We start from the raw sequence: 14,539 nt of genomic DNA, 5'->3' as shown, positions 1-14,539 counted from the left end.
TCAATCAGCTCTGGGGAACCGTGGCAGCCTTGCTGCCCGGCTTCCAGTCGCTCGGCGTTTCGCGGTCCGGGTACCACTCCTTGGTCAGCTTGGACCAGGTCCCGTCAGCGATTACGGCGTCCAACCCGGAGTTCAGCGCGTCAATCAGCGGCTGGTTGTCCTTTGCCACAGCGTAGGCCGTGAAGTTCTGCGTGTTGACGACGGACTCGGCGATGACGGTACCGTCGCCTTCCTTGACCTGCCCAGTGGCCTGCTGTGACGGAGCGACCCAGGCGTCCACCTGGCCATTGCGCACGTTGGCGTACACGGTGGCGTAATCGGAGAAACGGATGGGTTCCATCTTCAGGGTGTTGGTGACGTAGTCGTCCTGGACGGTGCCCTGGACGACGCCGATGCGGACGTCGCCGGTGAGGTCGGCGAAGCCCTTGACGTCGCTGTCGGTCTTGGCAACTACTGCCATGAAACCGAAGTCGTAGCCGTTGGTGAAGCCCACGTTTTCTCGACGGGCGTCCGTGGTGGAGATGGAGGAGGAGCCGACGTCGAACTGCTTGGTCTGCACCTGGGAAAGGAGTGCCGAGAAGTCCGTGGCAACGAACTCGACCTCAAGGCCGAGCTTGCCGGCGATGGCCCGCAGCAGTTCGTTGTCGTAACCAGTGAACTTGCCGGACGGGTCAATGAAGATGTTCGGTGGGGCATCTGAAAGTGTGCCCACCTCCAGTTTGCCTTCAGTATTGAGGCCGAGCTTTGTCTTGTCGATCTGATCGATCGGGGTGACGTCGGCGGTGGTGTACTTGTCCAGTGTCTGCTGGTCACTGCCGGCGAGGGCGTCCGTGGGCGTTCCGCTGGGCTCCGAGGATCCTGAGCCGCATGCTGCGAGGGAAACAGCGAGGGCGAGTGCCACGGGAGCGGTAGTCAGCCACTTCATCGCTTTGATTTTCATCAGGTTGTCACTTTCATTGAGTCATAAGTCAACCGGGCCGCAAGGCTGCGCTGGTGGCGCCTGGCACCTGCCCAGTGCTGATCAAGCAAGGCCAAGGCAGGGGTGACCGCAAAACTTTATTGTCTCACTACGGCCTTTCCTGCCGTGTCGCGAAGAAAGGCGGGTGACAAGTGCTTCCTGACGAAGGAAATTCGGTACCTCGCCACTAAGGCAGTTCCGCCGGGACTTGGGAAGGGTCCAGCGTCGAATCTTGGGAGCACGGAAACAAGCTGCCTTATTAACCCCCGTGGCTGTGAAATTTATCTCGGACGCCGGGAGCCGGCCCCAGGGCTAGAAACCGCTGGTGGCAGCCTCCTGCGGCGGGAGCACGGGCCAGTCGCCTTCAATGACAGCCGCCGGCTTGGTCTTGCGGAGGTAGCCCTGGAAATCGGCAGCCTGGCTCACGGCCCAGTCCACCTGAAGCTGGTGCAACTGGCTCGCGGGCATACTCAGTTTAGGGAACTTTCCGGCCATCGCATCCAGGACCTTTAGGGTAGCCAAGGCATCGGCGGCCGACGTATGGGCGTTGTCCAGGACCACACCGTACTCTTCGCACAAGGCCGTGAGGGTGCGCTTGCCCTTGCGGTAACGGTCCACCTGCTTGTTCATGATGTAGGGGTCAAGGACCGGAAACCGGGTAAGCTGCGGAACCCCGTAGCGGGCCGACTCGGCAGCAAGCACCGTGAAATCGTAGCTGGCGTTGAACGCGATGACGGGAATACCGTCGTCGAAAAGGGCCTGCAGCACTGCCGCGAGCTCCTGCGTCACCTCGCGGGCCGGCCTGCCGTCGCGCCTGGCCTGCTCAGTGGTGATGCCATGCACATCACTGGCTTCGGTGGGTATTTCAACCCCGGGATCGGCCAGCCACTCATGTTCTGTGATGACCTCGCCCTTGTGGTCCACAACAGTGACTGACGCTGTGACAATCCGCGCGGCACGCGAGTTGCGGCCGGTGGTTTCAAGGTCAAAGGCTGCGCGGGGAAGTCTGGTCCAGGTGCTCATGGCTCAACGCTATCGGGAGCCACCGACAATTCCCGGGAGCGCCACTGCGGCTACATTGGATCAATGCGGATTGAGTATGTGGAGGCGGTACTGGCCATCGTGAGGCTGGTGCCGGCAGGGTCCGCAGTCTCGTACGGCGATGTCGCTGAACTCCTGGGATCGGGTGGGCCCAGGCAGGTGGGCTCAGTCATGAGCCACTACGGCAGCGGTGTTCCCTGGTGGCGGATCCTCAAAGCCAGCGGCCAGGCGCCCGAGGGCCACGAAGCCGAAGCACTCCATCAGTACCTTCGGGAAGGAACCGTGCTGGCAGGTGCTTACGAGGCGAATCTGCGGACGGGGGAGGGTTCCTGGCGGGTCGACCTTTCCGCGGCACGGTGGGCGCCGGCTGATAGGGATTTTGAGCAGATTGACGCCGTTGCCGGCGAGCTGGAGCGCCGGCTCCGGAAATTGTCAGTGGCTGATGATGGAATGTCGGCGTGACAGTAACAGTTCCCTTTACAGGTCCCCGCGACGAGTACCGGCAGGAATCAGCAGAAGGCCTTGACGCCGGGTTCGCAGAAGCAGCTGAAGACGTGCAGGACGGGGCCGGGCACCTTGCCCAGCCCGGCCTTCCGGGCCTCAAACTGCTGCCACCGCGGCGGCTTGACGCCCACGCCCCGTCGCTGACCTCCGATCAGCAGGCCGCGGTTGACCTGGAACAGGGATCCGGGCCTGTCCTGGTTCCGGGGGCTCCGGGGACGGGAAAAACCACCGTCCTGATCGAGGCCGCGGTCACGCGGGTATTCCGTGATGGGGTGGACCCTGAACGGATGCTCATCCTGGCCCCCACCAGGCTGGCGGCCGACTCCCTTCGCGACCGGTTCACCGCCCGGCTGGACAGAAGCCTCAGCACCACTCCGGCCCGGACCTGGGCGTCCTATGCCTTTGATGTCCTCCGGCGGGCCAAGGCCGAGGGAGTACTGCCGCTCTCACGGCCGCCACGCCTCCTTTCCGGTCCGGAGCAGGACCTCATCATCAAGGAGCTTCTCGAAGGCCACCGCCTGCCAGGGCTGGAGCTGCCGTGGCCGGACGATCTCGATGGAGCCCTGGAGACCCGCGGCTTCCGCCAGGAAGTCCGGCAACTGTTTGACCGCGTTATCGAGTCCGGCCTGACCGCGGCGGACCTCGCCCAGCTGGGCCGGCAGTGCCACAGGCCTGACTGGGTTGCCGCCGCCGCCCTGTACGCGGAATACCGTGACGTCCTGGACCTGCGGATGCCTGAGGCTTTTGATCCGGCCGGGATCATCACCGCCGCACGCCAGATTTTCCAGGACGTCCCTGAATTCCTGGCAGCCGAGCGAGAGCGGCTGCAGGTGATCATCGTCGATGACGTGCAGGAGGCAAACCCGGCCGTCTTTGAGCTCCTGGCCGACATAGCCCGTGGAAAGGATTGCTACGTGTCCTTCTCCCCGGACACGGTTGTCCAGGGGTTCCGCGGTGCCCGCCCTGATCTGGTGGCCGAACTGCCGCAGCTGTTGTCGCCGGATGCCCCCGCCCTGGAGCGGCCGCTCCGGTACGCACACCGGCATGGGCGGGTGCTGGCGGATGCGTGGCTGGGGGTTGCTTCCCGTATTTCGCAGCGGGCAGGCGGGCAGCTTGCCAGGCAGCTCGATCAGCCGGCGGGGAACCGGGAACAGGGAGCGGTGGAAGCCCATCTGGTGCCGTCAGCGGTGCATGAACTGCGGTATGTGGCACAGCGCATCCTGGATCAGCACATCAACAACGGCAGGGACCTGGCGGACATCGCAGTGATTGTGCGTAACGGGGCGCAGGTCAGCGAGCTGCAGCGTTATCTGTCCGGCCAAGGGATCCCGGCCCGGGTGCCTGTGGCTGAAGCCGCCGTCCGGGACGAAGTGGCGGTGCGGCCCCTGCTCGATGCGTTCGCCGTGTCGCTGGACACGGCCCTGCTGACCCCCGAAACAGCTGTATCCCTTTTGACGTCCCGTATCGGCGGTGCCACGTCCATCGAACTGCGCCGCCTGCGGCAGTCGCTGAGGCGCGAGGAGCTTCTGGGCGGGGGCGGGCGCGCCAGCGACGACCTGCTCGTCGAAGCCTTGCTGGAACCGGGAGCACTGTCCTCGCTCGGCATGGAAGGCAGGGCTGCGCGCCGTACAGCGGGCATGATCCAGGCGGGGCGGAAAGCCGCATTCGAACCGGGTGCCAACGCTGAATCCGTGCTCTGGGCGCTCTGGAATTCAACCCGCCTTTCGGCTGCCTGGACGGAAACCGCGCTGTCCGGCGGGCCGCATGGCGCCCGTGCCGACCGGGACCTCGACGCCATGATGGCGCTTTTCCACACTGCCGAACGCTACGTCGACCAGATGCCTGGCGCCGGTCCCGAGCAGTTCCTGGAGTACCTGCTGAACCAGGAGCTCCCCATGGACACCCTGGCCGCCCGGGCGCAGCTGGACGACGCCGTGGAACTGATGACTCCCGCCAGCGCAGCAGGGCGGGAATGGCCCGTTGTCCTGGTGGCCGGACTCCAGGAAGGCGTGTGGCCCAACACCCGGCTCCGCGGTGAACTGCTGGGCAGCACCCTGTACGCCGACGCAGTTGAGCACGGAACGGGTTACGCGCTGCAGAGGGACCCGCTGAGCCGGTTGCGGGACATCCGGTACGACGAACTGCGGAGCTTTTCCACGGCGGTGTCAAGGGCACGTGAGCTCCTGATTTGCACTGCCGTCTCCTCTGAGGACGACCAGCCGTCCTCCTTCCTGGATCACGTCTCCCCCCTCAAACCCGGCCAGGACGGCCGGGCCTTCACCCCGGTGGAACGCCCCATGACCTTGCGGGCGCTGGTTGCAGAACTCCGGCAACATGCCCAGCTGGACGGACGGCACGCCGCTGAGGCGGAGGAAGCGGTGCGGGTCCTCGCGCGGCTCGCGGCCGCCGAGCCTCCTGTGGCCGGCGCTCATCCCGCAAGCTGGTGGGGGCTGCCACAGCTGACCTCGTCCGATGCCGTGGTTCCCCCCGGCGGAACGGTGTTTGTGTCCCCGTCGAAGGTCGAGACGGTCCAGAAGTCGCCGCTCGACTGGTTCGTGCAGGCGGCGGGCGGCGAAGCGGCCACCGATTTCGCGAGGAGCCTGGGCACCCTGGTCCACGCTATCGCGCAGGAACTTCCGGATGCGTCAGGAGCAGAATACGTGGCCGAACTGGTGCGCCGCTGGCCCGCACTGGGGATGAAGGACAACTGGGAGGGAAGGCTTGATTTCCAGCGTGCGGAGGCGATGGTGCGCAAGCTTGCCCAATACGTGCTGGTCATGAGGAGCGAGGGCCGGAGCCTGCTGGGCGTTGAGCAGGACTTTGAGGTGGCGCTGCCGGATGTGGTTGTGGACCACCATGCGCCACGTGCGGCCGTCCTCCGCGGGCAGGTGGACCGCCTGGAAATCGACAGTGAGGGCAGGCTGGTCATCGTGGATCTCAAAACAGGAAAACGGCAGCCGGGCAAGGCGGAACTCGCCACGCATCCGCAGCTTGGCTCCTACCAGGCCGCAGTCCTCGCCGGTGGCTTCAGGGAAAGCCCCGGGGGGAGCACCCCTTCGGTGCCCGGTGGTGCAGTACTCGCCCAGCTTGGTACGGGTGCAAAAAATCCTGGCATCCAGCAGCAGGAAGCACTTGATCCGCAGGACAACTGGGCCATGGGCATGGTGAAGGAGGCTGCTGCGGTGATGGGCGGCAGTGAATTTGTGGCACGGCACGATCCCTCGAAGGGAAGCCACGGCGGCCACGGCTGCCGGCTCCCAGAAGTGTGTCCGTTGTGTGTGCGGGGAAGGCAGGTAACGGAATGAGCGGGGAAACAGGTATGCCCGATGCCGGGGTCCCGGAACCGCGGTTCACTCCGGAAGAGCTCTCGCTGCTGCTGGGCGAGAAGAACGTCCCCACCCCGGAACAGTCGGCCATCATCAGTTCGCCGCTGACGCCGCGGCTGGTCATAGCGGGGGCAGGATCGGGCAAGACCGCCACCATGGCCGACCGCGTCGTCTGGCTGGTGGCCAACGGCTGGGTCAGGCCCGAGGAAGTGCTCGGGGTAACGTTCACGCGCAAGGCCGCCGGCGAGCTCGCGTCCCGGATACGGGCCAAGTTGGCGGCCCTGCAACGGCTGGCCAGCCAGGACACCGGACACCGGCTGTTCCCGGAACAGGTGGCCAGCAGCGATTCCCTCGAGCCCAAGGTGTCCACCTACCACTCCTTTGCCAGCGGCATTGTCTCGGACTACGGACTGCGGCTGGGCGTGGAGCGGGACGTGGTCCTGCTCGGCGGCGCACAGGCCTGGCAGCTGGCCAGTGAGGTGGTGGAGGCCTACGACGGCGAGTACGCCCACTTCCGTGCTGCCAAATCCACGCTGGTGAAAGCCGTCATCCAGCTTGCCGGGGAATGCGCGGAGCACCTGCAGGAGCCAGAGGACGTGGAAGCCTGGCTGATGGCGCGGCTGTCCGAATTTGAGTCCCTGCCGTATCAGGCGGGCAAAAAGAAGAACCCGCCCCAGGCGGCGGCCGAGCTCGCCGGGATGCTTCGGACCCGGGCGAGTGTGGCCGACATGGTGGGCCGGTACGCAGCAGCGAAGCGGGCGCGGGGGGCCCTTGACTTCGGAGACCTGGTGGCGCTCGCCGCCAAAGTGGCGCAGGATGTCCCTTTGGCCGCCCATATGGAGCGGCAGCGGTACAAGGTGGTGCTGCTCGACGAGTTCCAGGACACCTCGTATGCCCAGCTGGTGTTGTTCTCCCGGCTCTTCGGCGGCGGGCATGCGGTGACCGCGGTGGGCGACCCCAACCAGTCGATCTACGGTTTCCGTGGAGCCTCGGCCGGGCAGCTTTTCCACTTTGTCCGCGAATTCCCCGTGCGCAGCGGTCCAGCGGAGGCAGGGCAGTGGGCTCCTGCCCCCACGTCCTACCTGACGACGGCCTGGCGGAACGGCCGGTCCATCCTCTTGGCAGCCAACGTGATGTCTGAGTCCCTGGGCAAGGCAGAAGCCCGGCGGGGACCGGCGGGCGGGGGAGGCTCTGCCGCAGCTGACGTCCCTCCATTGCAGCCCAGCCCGAATGCAGTCGAGGGAACAGTGGTGCTGGGGCGCTTCGGGACGGATGTAGATGAAGCGTGCGCGCTGGCTGAGGACGTTCTGAGGTACCGGGTGACGGACTTCGAGCTGAAATCCGACGGAACCGCCGTACAGCCGGCCCTTGCTGTCCTCTGCCGCCGCCGCGCGCAGATGGAAACCATCCGGCGCCAGTTTGAAGCCAGGGGAATCCCGTATGAAATTGTTGGGCTTGGCGGGCTTTTGGATACCCCGGAGATTGTGGACCTCGTGGCCACTCTGCGTGTACTGGCCGACCCCGGACGCTCGGACTCCCTGATGCGCCTCCTGGCGGGTGCCCGCTGGCGCATCGGCCCCGCCGACCTGATGGCGCTGCGCGACTGGTCCAGCCAGCTGGCCCGCCGGCGGGGACAGGCTTCTGAAGCGTCGCTTGAAGGGCAGCTGGAGGAAGCAGGTGAAACGGTCCTCGAAAGCGACCTGACCGATGCTGCCAGCCTGGTGGAAGCCCTGGACTGGTTGCCCCGGGAGGGCTGGACGTCCACGAACGGCCGGTCGCTCAGCGCTGGCGCCCGCGAAAGGCTTGCCCGGCTGTCATCCGAGTTGCGGCAGCTCCGGGGCTACCTTGGTGATGACCTCACCACCCTGCTGGGTGAAGTCGAGCGGGCCATGCTGCTGGACATCGAAGTGGCCGCGCGGCCCGGCATCAGCATCCACCAGGCCCGCCGCAACCTTGACGCCTTCCAGGATGCCGCCGCGGGATTCCTGCGGACGTCCCAGCGCGTTGACATCCTCGCTTTCCTGTCCTGGCTGGAGGCTGCAGCTGTGGAGGAAAACGGGTTGGAAGCACCCGCCAGCGACGTCAACCGGGAGGCCGTGCAACTCCTGACGGTCCATGCATCAAAAGGCCTTGAATGGGACGTGGTTTTCGTCCCCGGGCTCAATGCCGGGGCCTTCCCCAGTGACAGGGACTCCCGCTGGAGCAGCGGTTCAGCAGCACTGCCCTGGCCGCTCCGGGGTGACCGCGCCGACCTTCCGCAATGGGACCTCGACCAGCCGGACCAGAAAGGCTGGCTGGACGCGGAGAAGGACTTCAAGTCGGATGTCCAGGCCCACGGGGAGTCAGAAGAACGCCGCCTCGCCTATGTGGCCTACACCAGGGCCAAGCACGTCCTCTGGGCGTCCAGCCCTGCGTGGGTCGGCTCGCGGGCAGTGCGCGCTGAGATGTCACCGTTCCTCGCAGAGCTTGAGGAACTCACACAGGTGAGAGGTGGTGCGCCGCGGTCACCCGCGACATTCCACCCAGGCTCCCTGGAGGAAGCCTCCCTCCCCGGGGAAAGCCCTCTCACCCTTGAAGCCGAAGTTGCCAACTGGCCGTACGACCCCCTTGAGGGGCCGGTTGATCCACGCAGCGGAAACCGCCTGCGCCTTTCACCCGGACGGCGGGAGGCAATGGAGACGGCCGCCGCCAACGTTCTTGCCGCCCTGGGGGACCGGGACGGCGAAGCACGTCCGGTGTTGCACCAGGCGGAAGCCCCCGCAGGGCAGGCCGGCCCCCGCAAGGAGCTGAGCGGTGCGGCACGGGGATGGGCGCGGGAAGCGGCGCTGCTGCTGGAACGCCGCGCCAGGAGGACCGCCGGCCGGGAAGTGCACCTGCCTGGGCACATCTCGGCATCAACCCTGGTGGAACTGCGGGAGGACCCCGCCGCGGTGCTGGGCAGGCTCCGCAGGCCTGTGCCACGGGAACCCGGCATGTCAGCCCGGAAGGGAACCGCGTTCCACGCATGGGTGGAGGAGTACTTCGGTACCGCCGGAATGCTCGACCTCGGCGAACCTCCGGGCTCCGACGACCACATCGATGCTGCCTATGACCTCGATGCCATGGTGGCAACTTTCAAGGCATCCCCCTGGGCCAACCGGTCGCCGGCCTTCGTGGAGGTTCCGGTCGAGACCCGGGTGGGTGACGTCGTAGTGCGTGGCCGCGTTGACGCGGTTTTTCGGGATGCCGACGGCCGGTGGGACCTGGTGGATTGGAAGACCGGACGGCGTCCGTCCGCAGCGCAGCTAAGGACCAAGTCAGTGCAGCTTGCGGCGTACCGCCTGGCCTGGGCACGGCTGAAAGAGGTACCTCTTGAGGAAGTACGGGCGGCCTTTTTCTACGTGGCGGACAACGAGGTAGTGCGCCCCCACGATCTCGGAACAGCCGCAGAGCTGGAGGAAATCGTGGCGGCTGCCCTTAGTTCTTCGTGACGTCGACGATGGAGATGGCGGCGGTGGAGGTGTCGTCCAGGTCTTTCCTGTCCTCCCCCTTGGTCTGCCCGCTGTCATTCATCGTCCCGTTGCCTGCCGCAGCAGCCTCTTGGCCGGCGTCGGCCGGGGACTCTGCCGGGATGGGGGTGACGTGGACCGCCGGCTGGACCGGGGCCGGGACCGGGACCGGCAGCGGGACCACCGTAACGGAAGGCACCGCACCCGTCGGACCGGCGTCGGCCGCCCTCATGGCGGGCACGTTGCTATTAGCCGGGACGTTGCCCACGGCGGGCGCACTGCCTTTAGCAGGCGCGCCCGGCGCCGGCTGCGGCTCCACGCTGATGGGCTGACCGCCGTGCTCTTCAATATCACGGGCAAGGGTGCCCAGCATCTCCTCGGCCTCCGAAATCATGCCGGGGTCATCCGAGGCGATCCCCTTCACCAGGTACTGGGCAAGGGCGAACTCTGCGGAAAGTGCCGCCCGACGCAGGAGGTGGTTATCCGGGGTGTCCCGGCGGCTGGCCGTATAGGCAGCCAGGACCGCGTCCACGAAGTCCTGCTCATTGGAGGCCACAAGCCATGCGAAATCGTCGGCAGGATCGCCGATCCTCAGGTCAGTCCATCCAGTCACTGCGGTCACCCGCTGACCTTCCACCAGGAGGTTGTCCTCGTGCAGGTCGCCGTGCACCACGCTGGGGTTGAAGCGCCACAAGGAGACGTCTTCCAGCGCGTGCTCCCAGCGGAGCAGCAGGGCTGGGGGAATTTTTCCGGTGGTTGCCGCCTGATCCAGTTCATTCAGCCGGCGCTGGCGGAACTCGTTGGGGGTGTAGCTGGGCAGGTCGGCATTGCTGACCAGCGAACGGGGCAGGTCATGGATGGCGGCAAGGGCGGCGCCGATTTCGCGGGCGAGGGCGTCCGGTCCTGCGGTCAGTTCCTCGACGCTGCGCGTGCTGCCGGCCAAATGCGAGTAGACAAACGTGCTCAACGTCCCCAGCCGCACGCTGCCGGCAACCGTGGGCATAAGAAAGGGCAGTTCGGCGCGGATGGCCGGGGCGAATGCCCGCAGCACGAGAAATTCAGTCTCAAGCCGGGCGCTCGCCTCGGCATGCCGCGGCGAGCGAACCCGCCACCGCTTGCCCTCGGAGTCGAGCAGCAGGGCGGAATCGAAGTCCGCAGGATCGTCCGGGGCAGAGCTAACGGCCGTCGGGGTCAGTCCGGGGACTGCCGCGGTAGCAACGGCTGCCAGTTCAATCGGTTTTCTTCTCACCGTTCCACGGTAGATTGCGTCCCGTCCAAGACACCGGTCCAAGGACGGCGAGTCTTCAGATATAGTCCAAAACCGGGTAGGCGGATGAGCCCAACGTTGGGGACATGTCCCAAATATCAATTGTCGGTCCCAGTCAGTACGGTGGACACATGAGCCATGCGGAGTCTGTAACACCGGTCCAACGGGGCAAGGCAGCCCGGCTGCCGGCGAACCACCTGATGGATACGGTACTCCCGGTGCCTCCCGCGCTGGTCGACCGCGGATCCCTCGCCAGGACACAACCAGGAATGCTGGAGGAACTCCTCGCGAGGGCAGACACGAAGGCGGTTGTCCTCTCCGGCCGGCAGGGCCTGATTCAGGGCAGCGGACTGTACATCTCGGGGGCCCGGGCACTCCGTGATGAACTTGCGGCGGCAGGTGCGGCACCGCAGCTGGCGGTTTACCTTGGCTCCGCCCTGCCCGATTCAGACCTGGCTCCGGGCACCCAACTGCTGCTTTTCGTGCTGGCGGAGGCGGTGGACCCCGGTACTGCCGGAATCCCCAAGGATGTGATCTGGGCCGGCTTCCGCGACGTCGCCGCCGGGCTCACGCCGACGCATGCGGCCCTCTTTGTTGAAGCCAGCGCCATCGCCAACTGGCATGCCACCCACACACATTGTCCGCGCTGCGGTTCGCCCACGGAGGTGGAAGCCGGTGGATGGGTGCGCCGCTGCCCGGTCGATTCGTCAGAACACTACCCGCGCACCGATCCGGCTATCATCGTCACCGTAGTGGGCCCGGACGGCCGCCTGCTCCTTGGCGGCGGTGGTGCCCGTGACGCCAGGAATTATTCAACCCTGGCGGGATTCGTGGAACCGGGGGAATCCCTGGAACAGGCAGTGGTCCGGGAGATCCATGAGGAAGTGGGAGTCAGGGTTACCGCGTGCCAGTACCTTGGCTCGCAGTCGTGGCCGTTCCCAGCCTCCCTTATGCTTGGATTTACCGCCGTCACTGAAGACGCCGAGGCAACGCCCGACGGCGTGGAGGTCACCAGGGCGCGCTGGTTCAGCCGTGAGGAACTCCAGGACGCCGTGCTCGCCGGTGAGATCACCATCTCCAGCCGGCTGTCGATTGCCCGCTCCCTGATAGAGCACTGGTTCGGCGGACGTATTCAGGACCTGGCAGGCACCTGAAGCCCTACTTATCCATCAGACTCCAGCACGCGGTAGTCGAGACGAAAAAGCAGCAAAAGTGACTACAGAAAATTTTGACGGTGCGGCTTCCCTGGAGGACCGCATCCTCGGCGGGCTGGACGCCGAACAGCGCGAGGTGGCAAGCACGCTAAGCGGCCCGCTGTGTGTTCTTGCCGGCGCCGGCACCGGCAAGACCCGGGCCATCACGCACCGCATCGCCTATGGCGTGCACTCCGGCGTCTACACTCCCCAGCGGCTGCTGGCCGTGACCTTTACTGCCCGGGCGGCTGCGGAGATGCGCAGCCGGCTGCGGGACCTTGGCGCAGGAAACGTCCAGGCCCGCACCTTTCACGCTGCGGCGCTGCGCCAGTTGCAGTTCTTCTGGCCGCAGGCCGTTGGCGGGACGCTGCCCAACCTGCTGGACCACAAGGCCCAGATGCTCGCGGAGGCAGCCCGGCGGCTTCGGTTGAGCACGGACAGGGCCTCCATCCGTGACCTTGCCTCGGAAATCGAGTGGGCAAAGGTATCCATGCTGACCCCCGCCAACTATCTCGAAAATGCGCAGGACCGGGGCGCTCCAGGCGGTTTCGACCTCACCGCCGTCGCGAGGGTCTTCCAGTCCTACGAGGACGTCAAGACGGACCGTAACGTCATCGACTTCGAGGACGTCCTGCTGATTACGGTGGGCATCCTGCAGGAGGACGAAAAGGTTGCCGCCACCGTCCGTGAGCAGTACCGGCACTTTGTAGTGGACGAGTACCAGGACGTTTCCCCGCTGCAGCAACGGCTCCTTGAGCTGTGGCTGGGAGGAAGGGACGAGCTGTGCGTCGTCGGCGATGCCAGTCAGACCATCTATTCGTTCACCGGAGCCTCGCCGAAGCACCTCCTGGAGTTCAAGGCCCGCTATCCGCAGGCCAACGTGGTGAAACTGATCAGGGACTACCGCTCCACGCCGCAAGTGGTCAAGCTCGCCAACGATCTCCTCGCGGGCAGGCGCAGCGGGGGAACGCTTGCTGATGCCGCCTGGGCTGCGCCGCTCCAGCTCGTGGCACAGCGGCCCGCCGGGCCTGCCCCCCAGTTCACCGAGTGCTCCGACGATGAAGCGGAAGCCGCCACGGTGGCGCAAAAGATCAAGGCACTGCTCGACGCCGGCACGCCGGCCAGCGAGGTGGCTGTCCTGTTCCGCACCAACGGCCAGTCCGAGGCTTACGAGCAGGCGCTTGCTGCCGCCGGCATCGGTTACCAGTTGCGCGGCGGCGAGCGCTTCTTCGCCCGCAAGGAGGTACGGGACGCCATCCTCCAGCTGCGGGCAGCCACCCGGGCAGTTTCCGCGGAGTCCCCGGAACCGCTGGGCCAGTTGGTCCGTGACATAGTCGCTTCCCTTGGCTACACGGACGCAGCCCCCCACAACGGCGGCGCGCTCCGTGAGCGGTGGGAATCCCTTGCGGCGCTTGTTGCCCTCGCCGACGAACTCGTCAAGACCCGGGGCCCGGAGTTTGGCCTTGCTGAGTTTGTGAACGAGCTCCAGGAACGTTCTCTTGCCCAGCACGCACCCACGGTGCAAGGTGTAACCCTTGCCTCGCTGCACGCCGCCAAGGGCCTGGAATGGGACGCCGTGTTCCTGGTGGGGCTCAGCGAAGGGCTGATGCCCATCTCCTTCGCCGACTCGCCTGAATCCGTGGACGAGGAACGGCGGCTCCTCTACGTGGGGATCACCCGCGCCCGGGAACACCTCGCACTGTCCTGGTCCACGGCCAGGACTCCCGGCGGCCGCGCCAACCGCAAACCCTCCAGGTTCCTGGACGGCCTGCGCCCGGATTCCGTCGCCGGCTCAAATATCAGGGGCAAGGGGCCGGCTCCCCGCCGTAAGGCGGCCGCCCCGGCCGTGTGCAGGGTCTGCGGCAGCATGCTGGCCACCGGAGCGGAACGAAAGGTGGGCCGGTGCAACGCCTGCCCGCCGAGCTACGAGGAACAGACCTTCGACGCCCTGAGGACCTGGCGGCGTGAGGTGGCGCTCGCTGCCGATGTTCCCGCTTTTGTGGTGTTTACGGACGCAACACTCACTGCCATTGCGGAGGCCCGGCCGGCGTCGCTGGAGGAACTTGCTGCGCTGGCCGGAGTTGGACCATCCAAGCTGGAGCGCTACGGGGAAGACGTCCTGCGGGTCCTGGTGGAAAGCACGTCCCTGTGATCACCACCGAGGGCGGCGCCCCCGTTGAGGTTCGGCGCTCCGCCCGCCGGACCCGGACCGTTGCGGCGTTCTGGGAGAACGGGACCGCTGTAGTGGCCATCCCGGCGCGGTTCACGGCAGCCCAGGAGAAGGAATGGGTCCAGCGGATGCTGGCCAAGCTGCACCGCCAGGGGGAGCGGCGCTCAGCTTCCGGCAGGAAGCGCCCCGCCTCGGACGCCGCCCTGGCGGCCCACGCGGACCAGCTCTCCGCAAGGTACCTCGGCGGCAAGGCTGCGCCGGCGTCGGTACGCTGGGTCAGCAACCAGAACTCAAGGTGGGGCTCGGCCACCCCTGCGGAAGGAACCATCCGTCTCTCAGACAAACTCCGTCCCATGCCCCAGTGGGTCATCGATTACGTGCTGCTCCATGAGCTCGCACACCTCCTGGTGGCCGGTCACAACGCCGCATTCTGGAAGCTGCTGGAGGCCTACCCGGAGACTGCGCGGGCGAAGGCCTACCTGGAGGGCGTTTCCTTTGCCATGGCCCGCGGCCTGTCGGGCGGCGAAACGGGGGACGGAACCGGTGCCCTCCGGCCAGGGCAGGAGCACTGGACGGACGACGCCGACTAGGC

Annotated in this window: 9 protein-coding genes; 6 read left to right on the top strand and 3 right to left on the bottom strand. The window is 66.4% G+C overall.

Annotated elements, in window-relative coordinates; translation table 11 throughout:
- Positions 1–4: 4 nt before the first annotated feature.
- Positions 5–940, bottom strand: a complete 936-nt coding sequence (locus M1E07_RS13725) for a substrate-binding periplasmic protein (protein WP_461187219.1) — start codon at positions 938–940, stop codon at positions 5–7.
- 330 nt (positions 941–1,270) lie between these two features.
- On the bottom strand, positions 1,271–1,981 hold the full coding sequence (locus M1E07_RS13720) for an exonuclease domain-containing protein (RefSeq protein WP_461187218.1): 711 nt from the start codon (positions 1,979–1,981) through the stop codon (positions 1,271–1,273).
- 63 nt (positions 1,982–2,044) lie between these two features.
- Between M1E07_RS13720 and M1E07_RS13715 the strand changes: the two genes are divergently transcribed.
- The 3 genes from M1E07_RS13715 (at position 2,045) to M1E07_RS13705 (ending at position 9,299) form a co-directional block, all read left to right on the top strand.
- A complete protein-coding gene (locus M1E07_RS13715; protein WP_461187217.1) occupies positions 2,045–2,461 on the top strand; it encodes an MGMT family protein in 417 nt (138 codons plus the stop codon).
- A gap of 92 nt (positions 2,462–2,553) precedes the next feature.
- Positions 2,554–5,808: an ATP-dependent helicase gene (locus M1E07_RS13710; RefSeq protein ID WP_461190403.1), complete on the top strand. Its 3,255-nt coding sequence runs from the start codon at positions 2,554–2,556 to the stop codon at positions 5,806–5,808.
- The gene (locus M1E07_RS13705; RefSeq protein ID WP_461187216.1) at positions 5,805–9,299 is read left to right on the top strand and encodes a UvrD-helicase domain-containing protein; all 3,495 of its coding nucleotides are present in this window, start codon (positions 5,805–5,807) and stop codon (positions 9,297–9,299) included. Before M1E07_RS13710 ends, M1E07_RS13705 begins: the two co-directional genes overlap by 4 nt.
- On the opposite strand, the gene M1E07_RS13700 is transcribed toward M1E07_RS13705, so the two are convergent.
- Positions 9,286–10,566 (bottom strand): macrolide 2'-phosphotransferase, encoded by a 1,281-nt coding sequence (locus M1E07_RS13700; RefSeq protein WP_461187215.1) that lies wholly within the window; start codon positions 10,564–10,566, stop codon positions 9,286–9,288. The genes M1E07_RS13705 and M1E07_RS13700 overlap by 14 nt on opposite strands.
- A 149-nt stretch (positions 10,567–10,715) precedes the next feature.
- Between M1E07_RS13700 and nudC the strand changes: the two genes are divergently transcribed.
- Genes nudC through M1E07_RS13685 form a run of 3 tightly spaced genes read left to right on the top strand, consistent with a single transcriptional unit; the run spans position 10,716 to position 14,537 of the window.
- Positions 10,716–11,738: an NAD(+) diphosphatase gene (nudC, locus tag M1E07_RS13695; protein WP_461187214.1), complete on the top strand. Its 1,023-nt coding sequence runs from the start codon at positions 10,716–10,718 to the stop codon at positions 11,736–11,738.
- Between the two features lie 58 nt (positions 11,739–11,796).
- Positions 11,797–13,929 carry an ATP-dependent DNA helicase UvrD2 gene (locus M1E07_RS13690; protein ID WP_461187213.1) on the top strand — a complete coding sequence of 711 codons (2,133 nt, stop codon included), beginning with the start codon at positions 11,797–11,799 and terminating at the stop codon, positions 13,927–13,929.
- Positions 13,926–14,537 carry a YgjP-like metallopeptidase domain-containing protein gene (locus M1E07_RS13685; RefSeq protein WP_461187212.1) on the top strand — a complete coding sequence of 204 codons (612 nt, stop codon included), beginning with the start codon at positions 13,926–13,928 and terminating at the stop codon, positions 14,535–14,537. The genes M1E07_RS13690 and M1E07_RS13685 overlap by 4 nt, the downstream gene beginning before the upstream one ends.
- Positions 14,538–14,539: the final 2 nt, after the last annotated feature.

This window comes from Arthrobacter sp. Z4-13 (assembly GCF_054792705.1).
Note: the sequence above shows the minus strand (reverse complement) of the source record. Positions and strands in the feature narration are given on the sequence as shown.

What these genes read in the sequence shown, in the direction of transcription:
- M1E07_RS13720 (WP_461187218.1), bottom strand. Translation starts at nt 1,981, where the DNA reads ATGAGCACCTGGACCAGACTTCCCCGCGCAGCCTTTGACCTTGAAACC.
- M1E07_RS13705 (WP_461187216.1), top strand. Translation starts at nt 5,805, where the DNA reads ATGAGCGGGGAAACAGGTATGCCCGATGCCGGGGTCCCGGAACCGCGG.
- nudC (WP_461187214.1), top strand. Translation starts at nt 10,716, where the DNA reads ATGAGCCATGCGGAGTCTGTAACACCGGTCCAACGGGGCAAGGCAGCC.
- M1E07_RS13715 (WP_461187217.1), top strand. Translation starts at nt 2,045, where the DNA reads ATGCGGATTGAGTATGTGGAGGCGGTACTGGCCATCGTGAGGCTGGTG.
- M1E07_RS13725 (WP_461187219.1), bottom strand. Translation starts at nt 940, where the DNA reads ATGAAAATCAAAGCGATGAAGTGGCTGACTACCGCTCCCGTGGCACTC.